19 protein-coding genes are annotated in these 17747 nt (G+C 65.5%); 8 read left to right on the top strand and 11 right to left on the bottom strand.

What is annotated here, in order from left to right; all coding sequences use genetic code 11:
- Positions 1 to 42 precede the first annotated feature (42 nt).
- The 3 genes from RZV17_RS17545 (at position 43) to RZV17_RS17535 (ending at position 1959) form a co-directional block, all read left to right on the top strand.
- Positions 43 to 975, top strand: a complete 933-nt coding sequence (locus tag RZV17_RS17545) for a LysR family transcriptional regulator (protein WP_228314835.1) — start codon at positions 43 to 45, stop codon at positions 973 to 975.
- 165 nt (positions 976 to 1140) lie between these two features.
- Positions 1141 to 1353, top strand: coding sequence for a hypothetical protein (locus tag RZV17_RS17540; protein WP_039405875.1), 213 nt, complete (start codon positions 1141 to 1143; stop codon positions 1351 to 1353).
- A gap of 288 nt (positions 1354 to 1641) precedes the next feature.
- Positions 1642 to 1959, top strand: a complete 318-nt coding sequence (locus RZV17_RS17535) for a hypothetical protein (RefSeq protein WP_355605297.1) — start codon at positions 1642 to 1644, stop codon at positions 1957 to 1959.
- Between the two features lie 374 nt (positions 1960 to 2333).
- On the opposite strand, the gene RZV17_RS17530 is transcribed toward RZV17_RS17535, so the two are convergent.
- Both RZV17_RS17530 and RZV17_RS17525 read right to left on the bottom strand, forming a co-directional pair.
- Complete coding sequence (locus RZV17_RS17530) at positions 2334 to 2549, bottom strand: hypothetical protein (RefSeq protein ID WP_355605294.1); 216 nt, start codon at positions 2547 to 2549, stop codon at positions 2334 to 2336.
- A 9-nt stretch (positions 2550 to 2558) separates the two neighbouring features.
- Entirely contained in the window at positions 2559 to 2906 is a 348-nt protein-coding gene (locus RZV17_RS17525; RefSeq protein WP_228314837.1) for a YkgJ family cysteine cluster protein, read from the bottom strand.
- A 353-nt stretch (positions 2907 to 3259) separates the two neighbouring features.
- Between RZV17_RS17525 and RZV17_RS17520 the strand changes: the two genes are divergently transcribed.
- Positions 3260 to 3427 carry a hypothetical protein gene (locus RZV17_RS17520; RefSeq protein WP_068835607.1) on the top strand — a complete coding sequence of 56 codons (168 nt, stop codon included), beginning with the start codon at positions 3260 to 3262 and terminating at the stop codon, positions 3425 to 3427.
- Positions 3428 to 3602: 175 nt separating this feature from the next.
- On the opposite strand, the gene RZV17_RS17515 is transcribed toward RZV17_RS17520, so the two are convergent.
- On the bottom strand, positions 3603 to 4766 hold the full coding sequence (locus RZV17_RS17515; protein WP_039564011.1) for a zinc-dependent alcohol dehydrogenase: 1164 nt from the start codon (positions 4764 to 4766) through the stop codon (positions 3603 to 3605).
- 255 nt (positions 4767 to 5021) lie between these two features.
- On the opposite strand from RZV17_RS17515, the gene RZV17_RS17510 reads away from it, so the two are divergent.
- On the top strand, positions 5022 to 5639 hold the full coding sequence (locus RZV17_RS17510; protein ID WP_355605290.1) for a DUF4142 domain-containing protein: 618 nt from the start codon (positions 5022 to 5024) through the stop codon (positions 5637 to 5639).
- A gap of 42 nt (positions 5640 to 5681) precedes the next feature.
- The gene (locus tag RZV17_RS17505) at positions 5682 to 5864 is read left to right on the top strand and encodes a DUF3606 domain-containing protein (protein ID WP_039405862.1); all 183 of its coding nucleotides are present in this window, start codon (positions 5682 to 5684) and stop codon (positions 5862 to 5864) included.
- Positions 5865 to 5969: 105 nt separating this feature from the next.
- Here RZV17_RS17505 and RZV17_RS17500 read toward each other — a convergent pair whose 3' ends face one another.
- The 6 genes from RZV17_RS17500 to RZV17_RS17475 all read right to left on the bottom strand — a co-directional run bounded on the left by RZV17_RS17500 (position 5970) and on the right by RZV17_RS17475 (position 13930).
- The gene (locus tag RZV17_RS17500; protein WP_355605286.1) at positions 5970 to 7748 is read right to left on the bottom strand and encodes an ABC transporter ATP-binding protein; all 1779 of its coding nucleotides are present in this window, start codon (positions 7746 to 7748) and stop codon (positions 5970 to 5972) included.
- The gene (locus tag RZV17_RS17495) at positions 7745 to 8896 is read right to left on the bottom strand and encodes a beta-glucosidase (RefSeq protein ID WP_355605284.1); all 1152 of its coding nucleotides are present in this window, start codon (positions 8894 to 8896) and stop codon (positions 7745 to 7747) included. The genes RZV17_RS17500 and RZV17_RS17495 overlap by 4 nt, the downstream gene beginning before the upstream one ends.
- 89 nt (positions 8897 to 8985) lie before the next feature.
- Entirely contained in the window at positions 8986 to 10170 is a 1185-nt protein-coding gene (gene glf, locus RZV17_RS17490) for a UDP-galactopyranose mutase (RefSeq protein ID WP_355605281.1), read from the bottom strand.
- Complete coding sequence (locus RZV17_RS17485; protein ID WP_123137671.1) at positions 10170 to 11354, bottom strand: glycosyltransferase family 1 protein; 1185 nt, start codon at positions 11352 to 11354, stop codon at positions 10170 to 10172. The genes glf and RZV17_RS17485 overlap by 1 nt, the downstream gene beginning before the upstream one ends.
- A gap of 34 nt (positions 11355 to 11388) precedes the next feature.
- The gene (galE, locus tag RZV17_RS17480; RefSeq protein WP_184367924.1) at positions 11389 to 12570 is read right to left on the bottom strand and encodes a UDP-glucose 4-epimerase GalE; all 1182 of its coding nucleotides are present in this window, start codon (positions 12568 to 12570) and stop codon (positions 11389 to 11391) included.
- 493 nt (positions 12571 to 13063) lie between these two features.
- On the bottom strand, positions 13064 to 13930 hold the full coding sequence (locus RZV17_RS17475; protein WP_039405849.1) for an SDR family oxidoreductase: 867 nt from the start codon (positions 13928 to 13930) through the stop codon (positions 13064 to 13066).
- A 232-nt stretch (positions 13931 to 14162) separates the two neighbouring features.
- On the opposite strand from RZV17_RS17475, the gene RZV17_RS17470 reads away from it, so the two are divergent.
- Positions 14163 to 14804: a DUF6766 family protein gene (locus tag RZV17_RS17470; RefSeq protein WP_123137669.1), complete on the top strand. Its 642-nt coding sequence runs from the start codon at positions 14163 to 14165 to the stop codon at positions 14802 to 14804.
- Between the two features lie 149 nt (positions 14805 to 14953).
- Positions 14954 to 15139 carry a hypothetical protein gene (locus RZV17_RS17465; protein WP_039405975.1) on the top strand — a complete coding sequence of 62 codons (186 nt, stop codon included), beginning with the start codon at positions 14954 to 14956 and terminating at the stop codon, positions 15137 to 15139.
- 138 nt (positions 15140 to 15277) lie between these two features.
- Here the strand turns inward: RZV17_RS17465 and cydB are convergent, their stop codons facing one another.
- On the bottom strand, positions 15278 to 16300 hold the full coding sequence (gene cydB / locus RZV17_RS17460) for a cytochrome d ubiquinol oxidase subunit II (RefSeq protein WP_355605276.1): 1023 nt from the start codon (positions 16298 to 16300) through the stop codon (positions 15278 to 15280).
- Positions 16291 to 17700: a cytochrome ubiquinol oxidase subunit I gene (locus RZV17_RS17455; RefSeq protein WP_166749369.1), complete on the bottom strand. Its 1410-nt coding sequence runs from the start codon at positions 17698 to 17700 to the stop codon at positions 16291 to 16293. Before RZV17_RS17455 ends, cydB begins: the two co-directional genes overlap by 10 nt.
- Between the last annotated feature and the right edge of the window lie 47 nt (positions 17701 to 17747).

The raw sequence follows: 17747 nt of genomic DNA, 5'->3' as shown, positions 1-17747 counted from the left end.
ATTTTCCGTACATTACGGATTCAATTTCTTTAATAGGTCAACATGCATCCTTCCGAACGCGTCAAGGGCATCGACGTCTTCGTCGGCGCTGCCGACGCCGGTAGCTTCACCGCCGCTGCCGAGCGCCTCAGCCTGACCAGCTCAGCGGTCGGCAAGGCGATTGCCCGGCTGGAGGCGCGCCTGGGCGTGCGCCTGTTCGCACGGACCACCCGGCGGCTGGAGCTGACCGATGCCGGCGCGGCGTTCTATCGGGTGTGCGTCAAGGTGCTCGACGAACTGGAGGAGGCCGAGCACGTGCTGCGCGCCGAGGGCCAGGCGCCCACCGGCCGGTTGCGGCTGGATGTGCCGGTGAGCTTTGGCCGGCGCAAGGTGCTGCCGGTGCTGTTGCCGTTCTTTCAGCAGCATCCAGGCCTGCAGCCGAGCCTGTCGTTTACCGACCGCTTCGTCGACATGGCCGAGGAGGGCATCGACGTGGCCGTGCGGATCGGCGGGCCGGAGCAGTGGCCCGGCAGCCTGGGCCACCGCTATCTCGGCCACGAAACCTACGTGTTCTGCGCGGCCCCGCAGTACCTGGCGCAGCGCGGCACGCCGCAGCGCATCGACGAGGTGGTGAACCACGCGGCGGTGATCTACGCCAAGGCCGATGGCAGCAGCAGCCCCTGGCTGCTACGCCACGGCGAAGGGCCGGTGGAGCAACGGCCGATGCACGGACGCGTGGTGTTGGGCAATGCCGAGGCACAGGTGGATGCGGTGGCCGCCGGCCTGGGCATCGCCCAATTGCCGACCTGGCTGATCGATGACCATCTGCAGCGCGGCAGTCTGGTCACGGTGCTGCCGCAGTGCGATACCGATGGCCTGCCGCTGCATCTGGTGTGGATGCGCGCACGGCAGTTGCTGCCCAAGGTGAGCCGCTTGCTGGAATGTCTGGAGCAGGGACTGCGCGGCGCCACCCGAGCGGCACGCATGCATACCTGAGCCGCGGCCGATGGCGTGGCGCATGGGAGGTTCCGCTACGACGGTGGCGTCGGCCGCGCTGCCTGACCGATTCAGCGCTGCCCGCCCGGTCGTCTGGCTGACCCGGTTCTGTCAAATGAACGGGTATAAGCTGCGGGCCGGGGAATTCCCCAGCGAGGTGACGCAATGGACCACTCCGACATGCAGGTGTCCGATCTGCTGGTCTTGGAGCTGCAAGGGTTCCATGCTGCCTACGGCAGCGGCCCGGACTTCTGGGATGCGTACCAACGCATCATGGGCATCGCGGCGCAGGCTGGCGGCAACCTGATCGACCTGGCCAACGAAATGGCCTCCCTGGCACAAGGGCTGGGCGCGATCGATCACGCGCAGTTGCTGTAACCGCTTGGCGCCGCGCGTCGCCTGCGTTGTGCCACTTGATCGACTGATCCGGGCAGGCCATCACTGAATTTTTCTGCCGTGTTCACGCACGTCTGCTGCGCCCGTTTCTATCGTAGTGGCGTCGATGGCATCACGTGGTCTGGTTCGATCACGCAGTGCCGATCGGGGCGCCATCGGGCGATGCGCTGAGTGTGAGGCTGCACACGGAGGTGTTGCAGTCCCCCGCAATGGCGCCCCCAACACCCGTGCCGGATGCGGACCTCCGGCACCTCGTTGAGGAGCTTGGTTGTGAATGAGGCAGGAGAAGGCGTGCGGGTGCATCTGGTTGGCGGGCCGCATGACGGGCAGATGCTGTGCGGCGCCACGCTCCCCGAGCTTGCGCTGCCGCAAGGCTACCGGATGGCACCCTGGCCGGGCGGGCAGACGGGCATCCACTGGCACCGTGAGTTCAATCTGGCCAGTGCACACGAGTCGCTGGCAGCCGAGCAGCTGTGTGATGCATTGAATACGCGGTGGCGGCATTACCTGGCGACGCGGCGGCAGCAGGTGGCTGTGTCGCGCGGCGGCGATGTAAACAGCGGCTGTGCAGACGCTGCGCTTGCGTAAGGACCGCTGATCGACCAGGGGTGATGGCGTGACGTGATGGACCGGCACGCGCAGCCTGCGCTTCGAGGGCGCGATGCATGTCTGTCATGCCGCGCTTCGGACGCCCGACATTGCGCTGGCGCGCCTGGTGAGGCATTCGGGGGCAACAATGGCGGCCTTACCGACATGCCTGTGTTCACGCCTTCCACCTGCAACGCGCACGTGCACCGGTTACGGCGCGATACCCATTCGCAGGACAAGTCAGTGGCACCTCAAGCAGACCCTAGCGTCAGAGCCACAGCGCAGCGTGGCGAGGTGTCCACCGCCTGTGCTCCAACGCAGTTCCATTCCGTGCAGCGCAGCGAAATGCCCACTGCCTATGCCCCGACGCAACTTTATTCCACGTCAGCGCCCGACTTGACCGGTGTCGCCGGTGTCGCCGCCGACGCATCGCGCGTCTTTTCGCGCCGCAGCGGGGTGTCGCCCAGGCGTTCGATCGCACCGCCGGACTGCTGGAAGGCTTCCAGATCGGCGGCCAGGCGCTGTTCGGACAGGCGCGGCTTGCCCGGTTGATTGCTGACGGTCATCGACTGGCGGCGGGAGTTATTCATCGCGAATCCTCATGCGTTGTAGAGCGTCAAGGGGATGCCCCGCCGGCGCTGATCGTCGTAGGTGGCACGCACGTCGCGGCAATACGGGCCGGACATGACGAAACGCCGGCAGATGGCCGGTCGCGTGTCGTAGATCGAGCAGCACATCCGCGCCGCATCGATCGCCACACACCACCCTTCTTCATCGCGCGCCATCACGTGCCAACCTTCCGGTGTCACGCTGGTCAGGTGGTTGGGGATGCGGTCGGATGGATCGACCATGACGGTGAGCCGGCAACAGACGGCGTCGCAGCGTTCGCAGAGATTCTTGATGGGGAGGCCAGAGAGAATGAGGGCGGCGCCGGGCGTCAGGCGCACTGGCACCATACACCTTGGGCGCGCCAGGATGTGAACCTGCGCCTGGTGCCGCGCATGTCAGGCGGCAGCGACGCCGGGTAAGAACGCAACGTCAGGGACACATCGCCCCATCCAGCGTGCCGCACATTGGGGATTGCTGCGTCCATCGCGATCTCGGCAAATATATTGGCGATGCACCGTTGCCGCCCGTTCGTGCTGGTCATGCCGTCCTGTCACGCGGAAGCCGAAACGCACACTGCGGCGGCGTTGCCAACGGTTGCCTTTGTCGCGCCCATGCGAAGACGGTTTTCACCTGTGCCATCGCTGCGGCGCCGTAGCGTGGGCAGTACCGATACACGTCACAGGAGACAGCTATGAGCCCATCCAATCAGATTCCGTCCGCACACGATCAGGCCACAGGCCACGATCAGGACCACAGCGACAAGAAGAAGCAGGACGCGCTGCAGGACGAGGCGGTGGAAGAAACCTTCCCGGCCAGTGATCCGGTATCGCCGTTCGTGCCTGCAAAACCGCTGGACTGAGCGACTGCACACAGACGTCGCTTGCGCGATGCGGCGTGTGCGCATCGCCCAGCATGCAGGTGTGCCGATGTTTGCGTAGCGAGTCTTACGCCGCATCGCACGGCACCAGGTGAGGAGCGAAAACAACAAAGGCGCGGTCGGTGACCGCGCCTTTGTTTGTCCGCCTGGCCGAGGTTTACGGCGTCAACACCACCTTGCGGCAATCGTCCTGCTTCTTGTCGAACACCTCATAGCCGCGCGCTGCATCAGCCAGCGGCATGCGGTGGGAGATGATGGCGCTGGGCTTGAGATCGCCATTGCCGATGCGTTCGAGCAGATGCGGCATGTGCTTCTGCACGTGGGTCTGGCCCATCTTGAAGCTCAGTCCCTTGTCGAATGCGTCGCCGAACATGAAGGCGTGGATGAAACCGGCGTACACACCCGGCACGCTGACCACGCCGCAGCGCCGGGTGGCGGCGATGCACTGGCGGATCGCCACGCCGCTGCTGCCCTCGAGCTTCAAGTTGGTGAGCGTGGTTTCCAGCGCACTGCCCTCGGCCTCGAAGCCGACCGCTTCGATACTGGCATCCACGCCGCGGCCATCGGTCTGCGACACGATCACATCGGCCGGGTCGTCGATCTCATCGAAATTGATCGGAATCACACCATAGGCCTTGGACGCGAAATCCAGGCGATAGGCATGCCGGTCGACCATGAAGATGCGCTCGGCGCCGAGCATGCGGCAGCATGCCGCGGCCATCAGGCCGACCGGGCCGGCACCGAAGATCGCCACCGTGGAGCCTTGCTTGACCCCGGCATCGACCACAGCCTGGTAGCCGGTGGGCAGGATGTCGGACAGGAACAGCACCTGCTCGTCGTGCAGTGCATCGGGCACCACCAGCGGCCCCACATTGGCCTTGGGGACGCGCACATATTCGGCCTGGCCGCCGGAGAGCCCGCCGTACAGATGGCTGAAACCGAACAAGGCCGCAGGCGGGCGCATGTCCTTGTGGTTGAGCGCGGCGCCCTTGCCGGTATTGGTGGTTTCGCAGGCAGAAAATTCCTGCAGCATGCAATGGAAACATTGCCCGCAGGCCACCACGAACGGAATCACCACCCGGTCGCCGCGTTTGACAGCGGTCACGTCCGGGCCGACGTCTTCGACGATGCCCATGAATTCGTGGCCAAGGATGTCGCCATGCCGCAGATCCGGAATCTTGCCGCGGTACAGATGCAGATCCGATCCGCAGATGGCAGTGGCGGTGACGCGCAGGATCAGGTCATCGCGTTCCACCAGCACCGGGTCCGGCACGGTTTCGACCCGCACATCGCGTGAGCCGTGATAGTTGAGGGCAAGCATATCGATCTCCTGTTGAGCCGTAGGTTGCGGCAACGCACAACAGTGTTCGGGCACGCGCGTTAAGGACGTCAGCACGGTGCGTGGGCATGGTGTGCACGACGGCCCGCGGCCACGCGCCGTTGATGTGCAAGTCACGGCTGGATAACCCACGCGCTCGCACGCTGGATGTCCACGCCGTACTGCACGCGAGCCCGTCTGCAGTGGGCAAACCGACAATCAACGATCGCCAGACGGCGACCACTCAAGGAGACATGCATGGGACTTTTCAAGATGGTAACCGCCGGTGCCGTGGGCTATGTGGCCTACAAGGCGTGGCAACGCCGCCAGGGCCAGGCGAATGAAGGCGCACAGCAGGATCGGCAGAGTGGGCAGGCCGCCATTGGCGCAACGCCGCCGCACGGCGACCCGTTGCGCGACAGCGTGGGCGATGCGCGCGACCGCAAGCAGGCGCTGGGCGCACTGGCCATCTTCAACGAACAGGAGCGCACGCTGGCGCAGCTGGCCGTAGTCAAGGGCGTGGAAGGCGAAGTGCTGGACTTTGCGCGCAAGATGGACGAAGCGCACAGTGCCGCACTGACCGATCTCAGCCGGTTCGCACCCGATCGCAGCGGCAGCCTGGGGCAGGCGGCGGCCGTGCGTTCCAAGGCAGCACGCGACCAGCTGGAATCGCTGCATGGCCAGGCGTTCGAAAAGCAGTACCTGCAGACCGCCATCAGCAGCCACGAGCAGGCGTTGGCGCTACTCGATGCGCAGCTGAGCAGCGAGCCTGGTTCCAGCGACCTGGGCAAGGAACTGCAGCGTGCACGCGAGACCATCGCCGAGCATCTGGACCATGCCAAGACCCTGAGCACCAAGCAGACCCCGCCGCACTGAGACGGGCCCCGACCTTCTGCAGGATCGAGAGCGAAGATCGCCATGGGCGAACCACAGGACGCAAACCGGCAACCCACCGACATGCACACGGTCAGCATCAGCGAGGAATGGGAGTTGCAGTATTGGGCGCGCGAATTGGGGATGTCCGAAGACGACCTCAAGAAAGCGGTGCAGGAAATCGGCAACGTCACCACCCAGCTACGCGACTACCGACCACCGCACTGAGCGGAGCGATGCACACACGACAGGCAGCCTCGGCTGCCTGTCGTGTGTGCGATGTTCAGTGGGATAGCACCCTGCAGCAGCCTGCAATCGTTGCCACAGTGCGCACTAGGTCGCTGCGGACAGGGGTTGTTCGAAGCCGGCAGCCTGCCGCTGCCAGAGGCCATCGAACACACCGCCACGCCCACGCAGCGCTGCCGGTGCGCCGTCTTCCACCACGCGGCCGTCCTGTAACACCACGATGCGGTCGAAGCCGATCACGGTGGACAGGCGGTGCGCCACTGCCAGTACGGTGCGGTCGCGCATCAGGTGATCCAGCGCCGCCTGGATTTCCGCTTCCGACTCGGTATCCAGCGCCGAGGTGGCCTCGTCGAGGATCAGGATCGGCGCATCCTTCAGAAATGCGCGTGCAATGCCCAGCCGCTGGCGCTGCCCGCCGGAGAGCATCACCCCGCGCTCGCCGACCTGGGTGTCGTAGCCCTCCGGCAGCTGACGGATGAAGCCATCGCAGAACGCATGCCGCGCGGCCTGGTGGACCTCCGCGTCGCTGGCGTCGGGACGGCCATAGCGGATGTTGTCGCCGATGCTGCGGTTGAACAGCGCCGTTTCCTGCGGCACCACCGCGATCTTTTCGCGCAGGCTGTCCTGGCTGACGCCGCGGATATCCTGTCCGTCGATCAGCACACGGCCGGATTCCACATCGTCCAGACGCTGGATCAACGCGATCAGGGTGGATTTACCGGCACCGGACGGACCGACGATGCCCACCTTCTGGCCGGCGGGAATATGCAGGTCCAGCCCATCCAGCACTGCCTCGCGCTCGGGATAGGCAAAGCGCACCTGTTCGAAACGCACATCGCCTTCGGCCAGTGCCAGCGGCGCATCCGTATCGACGATGGCATGCGGCTGCAGGATGATCTGCAAGGTGTCGGCGATCGCGCCCAGCTGCTGGGTGGTGTCCACCAGGGTGAGCGCCAGGTCGCGCGAGCCGTGCAGGATGCGGAAGGTCAATGCGCTGACCAGCACCACGTCGCCGGCACTGACCGCGCCGCCGCGCCACATGCTGATCGCCCACAGCAGCATGCCGCCGGCCATCAGCGACAGGCAGATGTCGTGGATCACGCGGGCTTTTTCCACGTACATCCAGCTGCGCCGATGCGCGACCGCTTCGTGGCCGATCTGTTCGGCCAACCGCGCGCTTTCGCGGTCGCGTGCGGCAAACGCCTTGATGGTCCAGACATTGGACACCGCATCCACCAGCTCGCCGCCCACCCGCGCGGCCTGCGCGGCAAACCGCTGATGCTTGGCACGCCCGCGGATGCCGAAGCTGGTGATGATGGCCGCCACCAGCGCAACAAAGCCGATCAAGGTAGCCGCCATGCGCCAGTCCACGGTGAACAGCAACACGACGGCTCCGATGAAATCCACGATGGGCGGCAGGATCTTCCAGGCCAGCCCGCCGTAGATCTGCCCGGCCGCCCCGCCAAGTGCGGAGATGCGGTTGCCCAGCGCGCCGGCAAAGTGCTCGGTGAAATAGCGCATCGGGTGGCCGGTGAGGTGGCGGAACAGGTCTACCCGGATATCCACCACGCTGGCCACCACGGTGCGGCACCCCAGCCAGCCGCCCAGCCGCCAGAACAGGTTTTCCACTGCAATCAGGCCGATGAACAAGCCCAGCGGCAGCCACACGTCGGCGTGCTCGCGCTGCTCGGTGGCCATTGCATCGACCAGCATCTTCATGCCGTATTGCACCGTCACCGCGCAACCGGCCGCACCGATGATCAGCACCAGCAGGCCGCCGAAGTGCCAGGGACGTTGGCAGATGTAGTGCCACAGGAAGCGCGCCGGCGTATCCGGCAACAGGTCCGGCTGCGTGGATGTGCTCACGTGGCCATGTCCGCGAGCGGGAACTGCGGTGCACGCAGGCCGAAGCGGTCGTGTTCGCGCCTGAGCTGCGCCGCCAGGCGGGCATCGACGGGGCGCTGGCCGTGCTCATCGGCGTAGCCGAGCAGGCCGGTGGGGCAATGCCGGTAGTTGTCCCAGCCCGGGTAGTCCAGCACCGGATACAGGCAGATCCCTTCCATGGCCACGCCATGCTGCAGGGCCAGCGCCACTTCGTCGCAGACATGCGCAAGCCAGGGGGCGCGTTGGTCGGCCTCGGCGCCGGTTTCGGCCACGATCATCGGGCGTTGGTAGCGCTGCCAGAGTTCGCCCAGGATGGCCGAGAACGCGCGGTGATCCGGCGAACTGCGCAGGATCGGCGTGCCACCGGGGTACCACTGGTTATCGGAGTAGTAATTGACGCCGATGATGTCCAGATACTCCGGCGCACCGCCCAGCCCCGGCCATTGCCGGCCGCAGACCATGTCCCAGGCCTCGAATTGCGCCAGGCGCAGGCGTTCGGCTTCGCGGCGCGGGCCGGGGCGGTCGTTGGGGGCGGCCACATGGATGGCCGGATCCACCTGCACGAAGCGTGCGCGCGGCTCGACCTGGCGCACTGCATCGATCGCCGCGATGGTGGCGCGCACCAGCTGGTGCTTGAGCTCGAACCCGCGCCCACGTGCCATCGGATGCATGCGCGCGTGATCGCCCCCATTCCACGCCCAGAACGAGATCTCGTTGAGCGGCGCATAGAACGGCACCGCATCGGTTTCGTTCCTGATGCATTGCGCGGCTGCCGCGGCAAACCGCGCAAAGCGCTCGACGAACTGCGGGGTCCAGATGTCCACATCGTCCGGCCAGCCGTAATGGCACAGGTCCCAGATGACCTGGGTGCCGGTGGCCTGCGCGGCATGCAGCATCGGCAGGAAGCTGGACCAGTCGTAGTGGCCGGGACGCTGCTCGATCAGATGCCAGCGCAGGCCGTCGCGTGCGGTGCGCAGACCGTGCGCGCCGACGGCGGCATAGTCGTTGGCCGCCCAGCGGTCGTGCCGCGTGCCGGCCAGCAGATCCAGCCGGCGGCCGTCGCGACGGCGGTGGCTCGAACACTCGAAGCCCGCCATGAAGAAACTGTCGAACACTGTGGGGGTGTGCATCTACCATCCTGCTGCACGCGCACCGCTGGTGGCGGCATCGCGTCGATAACGGCCCTGCAGCGGGACTGCTGCAGGGCAGGGGGAACCGATCAGACCGCCAGCGCGGCCGGCGCGTGCTGCTCGCGTTCTTCGATGCGCTTGTACACCGCCAGCGCCTGGCCCACCACCTGATCCATGTTGTAGTACTTGTAGGTGCCCAGGCGCCCCAGGAAGGTGACATCGGGCGTTTCCGCTGCCAGCCGCTCGTAGCGGCGGTACAGCTCGGCGTTCTCGGCACGCGGGATCGGATAATACGGGTCGCCCTCGGCCGACGGGTATTCGTGGGTGAGGCTGGTGCTGGGATGCTGCTGGCCGGTGAGATGCTTGTATTCGGTGATGCGGGTGTAGGCCACATCCTCGGCCGGATAATTGACCGTCGCCACCCCCTGGAACCGCTCCTGCTCCACCGTGCTGTGTTCGAAGCGCAGCGAGCGGTACGGCAGCTTGCCGTAGCAATAGTCGAAGTATTCGTCCACCGGCCCGCTGTACACCAGCTGGTCGTACTCCAGCTCGTCGCGGATTTCGCGGAAATCGGTATTGAGCATCACCTTGATGTTGGGGTGATCGAGCATGCGCTCGAACATGCGCGTATAGCCGTGCAGCGGCATCTGCTGAAAGGTGTCGGTGAAATAGCGGTCGTCGTCATTGGTGCGCGTCGGCACGCGCGCAGTCACCGACTTGTCCAGCTGCGATGGGTCCAGGCCCCATTGCTTGCGCGTATAGCCACGGAAGAACGTCTCGTACAGCTCGCGCCCCACCTGGTTGATCACCACGTCCTCGCTGGTCCGGATGTCCGCCACCGGCTCGGCGCGGCTGGCCAGAAATGCCGCCGCCTCGTCCTCGCTGGTGAGCTGCAGGCCATACAGGCGGTTGAGCGTGGTCATGTTGATCGGAATCGGCACCTGTTGCTCGCCCACCTGCGCGAGCACGCGATGTTCGTACGGGCGCCACTGGGTGAAGTTGGACAGGTAATCGACGATGCGCTGTGCATTGGTGTGGAAGATGTGCGGGCCATAGCGATGGATCAGCACGCCGGCATCGTCATGAAAATCGTAGGCGTTGCCGCCGATATGCGGGCGCTTGTCGACCACCAGCACGCGCTTGCCCAGCCCGGCGGCCAGGCGTTCGGCGAGCACGCTGCCGGCAAAGCCCGCACCGACGATCAGGTAATCGAAGCCGCGCCGCGCCCGGGTGCGCGGTGGCGTGCCGTGGAGGGTGGCGCTGCCGTGAGGCATCACTGGTTCCAAGAGAGTGTCTCCTTCATCAATGCGTAGGTGTGGTCCCAGGACATGTCGCCCAGCACCTGGTCGGCGGTCTCGTACAGGCGCTCGGTGTCGGCGCTGTCCTGCAATGCGGCCTCGCAGGCGGCAATGAAGGCGTCGGCCGTGTCGGCAATGCGCACCACGCCGGTATCGCCATAGGTGCGTACCACGTCGTGGATGGGCGTGGACACCACCGGGCAGCCACCGGCCAGGTATTCGGGCGTCTTGGTCGGGCTGATGAAGCGCGTGGACGCGTTCATCGCAAAGGGCATCAGCGCCACGTCCCAGCCGGACAGATACGCAGGCAGTTCGTCATAGGTCTTGCCGCCCAGGTAATGGATGTTGTCTGCGCGCGGCAGCTCGGAGGGGTCGATCTTGACCACCGGGCCGATCATCACCAGCTGCCAGTGCGGGCGCTGCGCAGCCAGGCTGCGCAGCAGCGCGACATCGAAGCGCTCGTCGATCACCCCGTAAAAGCCGAGCCGCGGATGTGCGATGCCGGCCTGATCGGCGGGCTCGGTTTGCGGCGCGCGTGCGGCGGCAAAATGCGCCACGTCCACGCTGCTGGGAAAGGCATGCGCGTTGCCATGCAGTGCGCGTTTGGCCTCCCAGATGCTGTAGCCGCCGGTAAACACCACGTCCGCACGTTGCAACAGCGTGCGTTCGCGTTCGACCAGCTCCGGTGGCGCACCGCGGAACGCCGACAGCTCATCCATGCAGTCGTACACGGTGATGCGCGGCTGCAGATGCGCGCTGAAGCCCAGGCTCATCGGCGTGTAGTACCACAGCAACAGATCGGCAACGCCCAGTTCGGCCAGGTAGCCATCCAGCAACTGGCGTTGCACACGTACCGCCGCCTCGCCCTCGCAGCCGGCCGGCAGGCGCGGTACCAGCACGTGCACGCCGCCGTCCTCGCCACGTACCTGCAGCCATGGGGTGGGCTCGTCGCAGGCAATGGGTTCTTCCCAGAACAGCACGTTGGCATCGTGCGCAAAGCGCGACATCAGATGCTGGGGGCGCTGGTAGACAAAACTCCAGCGCAGGTGCGACAGACATAACAGCGTCGGCCGGCCTGGATCGAACTGCGGTGCGCTGTCGGAAGCGACGGCACGACGTGTCTTGCCGATAGCGTATTGAAACTGACCTGCCCAACTCATGAAATGCCCTCGCTAGGAAAGAAGTGACTGCGCCTCATGCGCGCGACAGGCCGTCGGCAAGGACCAGCGCGCGTGACGGCTCGCTGCGGCGGCGCGTGTCCGGCGCGGGCAAGGCACGGCATGCCGGGGCCGCCAGCTCACGCGCGGCATCGCGCCCGGGCGATGCGGACGGCATGGCAGACGGCGTGCGTTGTCGCGCAAGACGCGAGTTGGCGTAGCCCTGCGGATGCATCGACTGCCAACGCCAGGTGTCGCGGCACATGCGGTCCAGGTCGTACTCGGCGGTCCAGCCCAGCAGCCGGTTGGCCAGTGCGGTACTGGCGAAGTACACCGCCACATCGCCCTCGCGGCGCGGCGCGATGCACAGCGGAATGCGCCGGCCACAGGCGCGCTCGAATGCGGCCGCCACCTCGCGCACGCTGTAGCCGCGCCCGGTGCCCAGGTTCACCACCAGGCCCGTGCGCTCGCGCTGCAGGTAGTCGATGGCATCCACGTGTGCGCGGGCCAGGTCCATCACGTGCAGGTAGTCGCGTACACCGGTGCCGTCGTTGGTGGGGTAGTCGTCGCCGAAGACCTGCAAGGCGTCGCGACGACCGACCGCTACCTGCGCGATGTAGGGCATCAGATTGTTCGGCACCCCGCGCGGATCCTCGCCGAGGTAGCCGCTGGGATGCGCGCCGACCGGGTTGAAGTAGCGCAGCAGCGCGGCGTTGAATTCCGGCCAGGCCGCACTCAGGTCGCCGATCATCTCTTCCATCATCAGCTTGGTGCGGCCATACGGGTTGATCGCCTTCAGCGGTGCGCTTTCCTCGATCGGGCTGGTATTGGCGTCGCCGTACACCGTCGCCGACGAACTGAACACCAGGTTGGCCACCTTGGCGGTGCGCATCGCGCGCAGCAGCGCCAGCGTGCCGGTCACGTTGTTGTTGAAGTACAGCAAGGGTTCGCGGACCGATTCGCCCACCGCCTTGAGCGCGGCAAAATGCAGCACCGCCTCGATGCGTTTGCTGCGCATCAGCTCGGCCAGCTCCGGCGCACGCACATCCATGCAGTGGAATTCCGGCCGATAGCCCATCAGGTGCTGCAGATGGTCGAGCACGCGCTCGGACGAATTGCTGAGGTTGTCGACGATGCACACCTCATGACCACGCCGTGCCAGTTCGACGCAGGTATGCGAGCCGATATAGCCGGTGCCGCCGGTGACCAGAATTCTCATAGTTGTCTGCCTTGTGGGGAGCGCGGATGCGCTGGCCTGCCTATGGCGCGGATGCACCACCTCGCATGTCTCGATGCGTGTTGCGTGATGTCGCGCCAGCCGTGCAGAGCACCTGTGCCACGCACATCGGCGGGCAGGTCTGGGCAAGAGGAAGGGGTGTGTGCATCACGGTCCAACGCCACCTACGGTAGGCCGCCGGGCGTGAGAACCGTCGCAGCGGTGGGTGTGTGCCACGCGAGTGCGATGTCGACCGGAACCTCATCTGCACGGTGCGTTGACGATCGCCCGTGCTACGCGACCGGCCGATGCAGTGCAGGTCGCGCAAGCCGGCGCTGCACACCGGTTGTGTGGTCGATAAGGGCCGGCGTGATCGCGCGCGCCCTGTGCTTGGCACGACGTTGCGAGCAACCGCGACCGGGTGGAATGACTCTCTGCAGACACAAAAAAGCCCGCATCACCTCATCGGTGATGCGGGCTCTGCAACGCGCAGGCGTCAGAGCGTGACGGCGCCACCGGCGATGGTCAGCAAGGTGCCGGAGGTATAGCTGGCCGTGTCGGACGCCAGCATCACATAGGCCGATGCCAGTTCCACCGGCTGACCGGGCCGGCCCATCGGTGTTTGCGAGCCGAAATTCTCCACCGACTCATCGTCCATGCCAGAGGGAATGAATGGGGTCCAGATCGGCCCCGGCAGTACCGCGTTGACGCGGATGTTCTTCTCCGCCAGCACGCCGGCCAGGCCGATGGTGAGGTTGGCCAGCGCCCCCTTGGTGGCGGCGTAGGGCAGGATGTTCGGCGTGGGTTTCTTGGACTGCACCGACGCGGTGTTGATGATGGAGCCACCGTCGGTCATCAACGGCGCAGACAGGCGCACCAGGTTGAACACGGCATGCACATTGGTGTCGAAGGTCTTGCGCCATTCGTCCAGCGTGATGTCCTCGAAGGTTTCGAAATACTTCTGGTAGCCGGCGTTGTTGACCAGGATGTCCAGCCCGCCGAAGGTGCTGTTGACCTTGTCGATCAACGCTGCCGCCTGGCTCGGGTCGCTGATGTCACAACCGACCAGTAGCGCCTTGACGCCGGCCTTCTCGATCAGCGCGCCGATCTTGGCGGCATCTTCCTGCTCATCGGGCAGAAACGCGATTGCCACGTCTGCACCTTCGCGGGCGTAGGCAATGGCCACCGCCGCGCCGATGCCGCTGTCGCCACCGGTGATCAGGGCACGCTTGCCCTTGAGTTGCCCGTGACCGACATAACTGTCTTCGCCATGGTCCGGACGCGGGTCCATCTGTTCGGTGCGGCCGGGGAAGCTCTGCGGCTGCGGCTTGAAGGGCGGGCGCGGATAGTTGGGTACGGGCATGGTCGTCTCCTGACGGTTGCGGTGGAAGCTCGGGTTGACGGCCAGTGTGGACACACAGACGTAAACATCCGGGTGAGGCGATGTCAGCGGCGCGTGTGCTGGCAGCCACACGCGCGCCGCTGTATTCACGCCATCGGTCCCCACTGCGCAACGCACTGGTGGTGCTTGACCAAACCTTCATGCGCTTTTGCCGGCAGCACTCGATACTGCGCGCATCTGCAGGAGGTCACCCATGTTCTTTCGCCGTAACGGGCTGTCGTTGTGTCTGCTTGCGTTGACGCTGTTCTTTATCGGATGCCAGATCTACGCCGGTCTGCATGCCTATAACGCGGAACTACGCGAACAGGGGCTGCCCACCTTGCAGCTGGCGGCCTATCTGCACAGCCCGCACTTCATGTCTGCGTTGTTCGAGAACTGGGAGAGCGAATTCCTGCAGATGGGCATGTACGTGCTGCTGACCGTCAAGCTGCGTCAGGTCGGGTCGGCCGAATCGCGTCCGCTCGATCCCGACGAGGAGCGTACCGAGATCAAACCCGGCACCACCCCATGGCCAGTACGTGCAGGCGGCGTGTGGCGACGGCTGTACGAGCATTCGCTGGCGATTGCGTTCGGCGCGCTGTTTCTGATGAGTTTTGTGCTGCATCTAATCGGCAGCTGGCGGCTGGAACTGCTGGAGCGTGCGCAAAAAGGCTTGCCGCCGATCAGCGTGTTCGCGCATTTCACCGACGCCGGCTTCTGGTTCGAGTCGATGCAGAACTGGCAGAGCGAGTTCCTGGCGGTGTTCTCGCTGGTGGTGTTGACCATCTGGCTGCGGCAGAAGGATTCGCCGCAATCCAAACCGGTGCAGGCACCGCATTCCCAGACCGGCGGGTAACCGCAACGAAACCCTCGCAGGGCGCCGCCAGGCAGGCGCGGCCATTGGTATCGATACACATCACTTCACGCCGTCACCCGGCGGCGTTCACCGCGATGCAATGCGCGCCTGCCTAGGTTGGGGCCACGACGAACGCGCAGGAGACGAACATGGGTAGCGAACCGAAAAAGCCGTGGGGCCCTGACGATGATCAGAGCAAGCCGTTTACGCCGCAAGAAAAGCGCAACGAGAACGTGGAGTGGAAGGTGCACGACATGCCCGACGAGGACCCGGATGTGAACAAGGCCGACCCAGAGCACGATTACGAACGTCCGGACGGCTCGGAAAAGCGCTGACACCGCACAGCGCGCAGCATGCACGGTGCCCGCAGAAGCGGGCACCGTGCGTTTTGGGCGCATTGCCCGGCGCCATGCCTGCGGTACCAGGATCGATGCACTGCGGCCGCACTCAGCGGCGACACTCAGCGGCCACATTTAGTGATGGTGGTGATACCCCACATCGGCCGCGATCTTGCCGCGGAACACGCGGTACGACCACACCGTATAGCCCAGCACCAGCGGCAGCAGCACAATCAGCCCGACCATGGGGAACATCTGCGACGACGTGGGCGCGGCCGCCTGCCAGATGGTGTAGCTCGGTGGTACCAGATACGGCCACATGCCCAGCACCAGCCCGATGAAGCCCAGGACGAAGATGGCCAGCGTGAGCAGGAAAGGCACCGCGTCATGGCGTGAGCGGTCGCTGCTGCGCCACAACGCCAGCGCCACCGCTGCGGTGACCACCGGAATCGGTGACAGCCACCAGAAGTTGCCATGCGCGAACCAGCGTGCCATCACGTGCGAGCTCAGGAACGGCAGCCAGGCGCTGACCAGCACCACGAATGTCACTACCACGCCGACCAGCGGCTTGGTGAGTTGCCGTGCCAGGGTGTGGGTGCGGCCGTCGGTCTTGAGGATCAGCCAGGTGCTGCCGAGCAGGGCGTAGCCGAACACCAGCGCCGCACCGGTGAGAATGGTGAACGGGCTGAACCAGCCGAATACCCCGGCCGTGTAGCGGCCGTTGTCCAGCGGCATGCCTTCCACCAGCGCGCCCAGGATGATGCCCTGTGCGAAGGCGGTGAGGATCGAGCCGCCGATGAAGGACAGCGTCCACAGCCGGCGCGAGCGCTGCGCCTTGAAGCGGAACTCGAACGCCACGCCACGAAACACCAGTGCCATCACCATCAGCAACACCGGCAGGTATAGCCCGGACAGGATCACCGCGTAGGCCGCCGGAAAGGCGGCGAACAATCCGGCCCCGCCAAGCACCAGCCAGGTTTCGTTGCCATCCCAGATCGGCGCGGCGGTGTTCATCATCAGATCCACCTCTTGCTCGTCGCGTGCGAACGGTGCCAGCATGCCCAGCCCCAGGACGAAGCCATCCAGCACCACGTACATCAGCACCCCAAAGCCGATCACGCCAAACCACACCACCGGCAACCAGTAGCTCAGTTCCATGGAGTGTTCTCCTGTTCCAATGCGGTATCTGCTGCCGACAGCGGGCGCGCCGGCGTGTGCTCGCCGCCGGCCACATCCGGGCCGTCGCGGCTGGCTTGCGGGCCCGCACGCACCAGCTTGACCAGATAGAAGATGCCGAACCCGAACACGAAGGCGTAGCCCAGCACATACACCAGCAACGACACCGCCACGGTGGCGGTGGACTGCGCACCCACCGCGTCGGCGGTGCGTAGCAGCCCATAGATCACCCACGGTTGCCGCCCGATCTCGGTGACGAACCAACCGGCCACCAGCGCGATGAAACCGGCCGGCAGCATAACGTTCCAGGCCAGCACCAGGGCCCTGGCATGCAAGCGCCCGCGCCACCAGGCAAGCGCAGACACCCAGGCCAGCAACAACATCGCCATCCCCAACCCCACCATGATGCGGAAGGCGAAGAACACCGGCGCCACCGGCGGTCGCTGATCGCGCGGTACCGAGGTCAACGGCGTGATGTCGCCATCGGTCGTGTGGGTCAGGATCACGCTGCCCAGCCGCGGAATCGCCACCTCGTAGTCGTTGCGCTCGGCCTCGGCATCGGGCACGGCAAACACCACCAGCGGGACGCCGGCGCCGTCGGCCTGCCGCTGCCAGTGCGCTTCCATCGCTGCCACCTTCAACGGCTGGTGTTGGAGCGTGTTCAAGCCATGCTGGTCGCCGACCAGCACCTGGATCGGCAACACGATCGCCGCAAACGCCACCGCCAGCCGCAACATGCGCGCCGCGGCGTCCACATGCAGGCCCCGACGCAGGTAATACGCTCCCACGCCGCCCACCACGAAGCAGGTGGTGATGAACGAGCCCAGCGCCATGTGCGCCAGGCGATACGGAAACGAGGGGTTGAAGATGATCTGCATCCAGCGCACCGGCTGCACGATGCCGTTGACCATCGCGTAGCCCTGCGGTGTATGCAGCCAGCTGTTGGACGCCAGGATCCAGAACGTGGACACCAGCGTGCCGATCGCCACCATGCAGGTGGCAAAGAAGTGCAGCTTCTCCGAGACGCGTCCCCAGCCGAACAGCATCACGCCCAGGAAGCTGGCCTCCAGGAAGAACGCGGTCAGCACCTCGTAGCTCAGCAGCGGCCCGATCACACTGCCGGCGATGCGGCTGAGTTCGGGCCAGTTCGCCCCGAACTGGAAGGCCATCACGATGCCGCTGACCACACCCATGCCGAAGGACACCGCGAAGATGCGCAGCCAGAAGAAATACAGCCGCTTCCAGAGCGCATCGTGCGTGCGCAGCCAGCGCCACTCCAGAAACCCGAGCAGATTGGCCAGCCCGATGGTGAACGCGGGGAACAGCACGTGAAACGAGATGACAAAAGCAAACTGGATACGGGATAGCAGCAGCGCTTCCACGGGGGTCTCCCTAGTGCCGGGTGCGCGTGAGCGTGGTCACGGTGGTC

It is taken from the genome of Xanthomonas cannabis (assembly GCF_040616535.1).
Lineage (GTDB): Bacteria > Pseudomonadota > Gammaproteobacteria > Xanthomonadales > Xanthomonadaceae > Xanthomonas > Xanthomonas cannabis.
The sequence above is the reverse complement of the archived record's forward strand: the minus strand, read 5'-3'. Positions and strand labels throughout refer to the sequence as shown.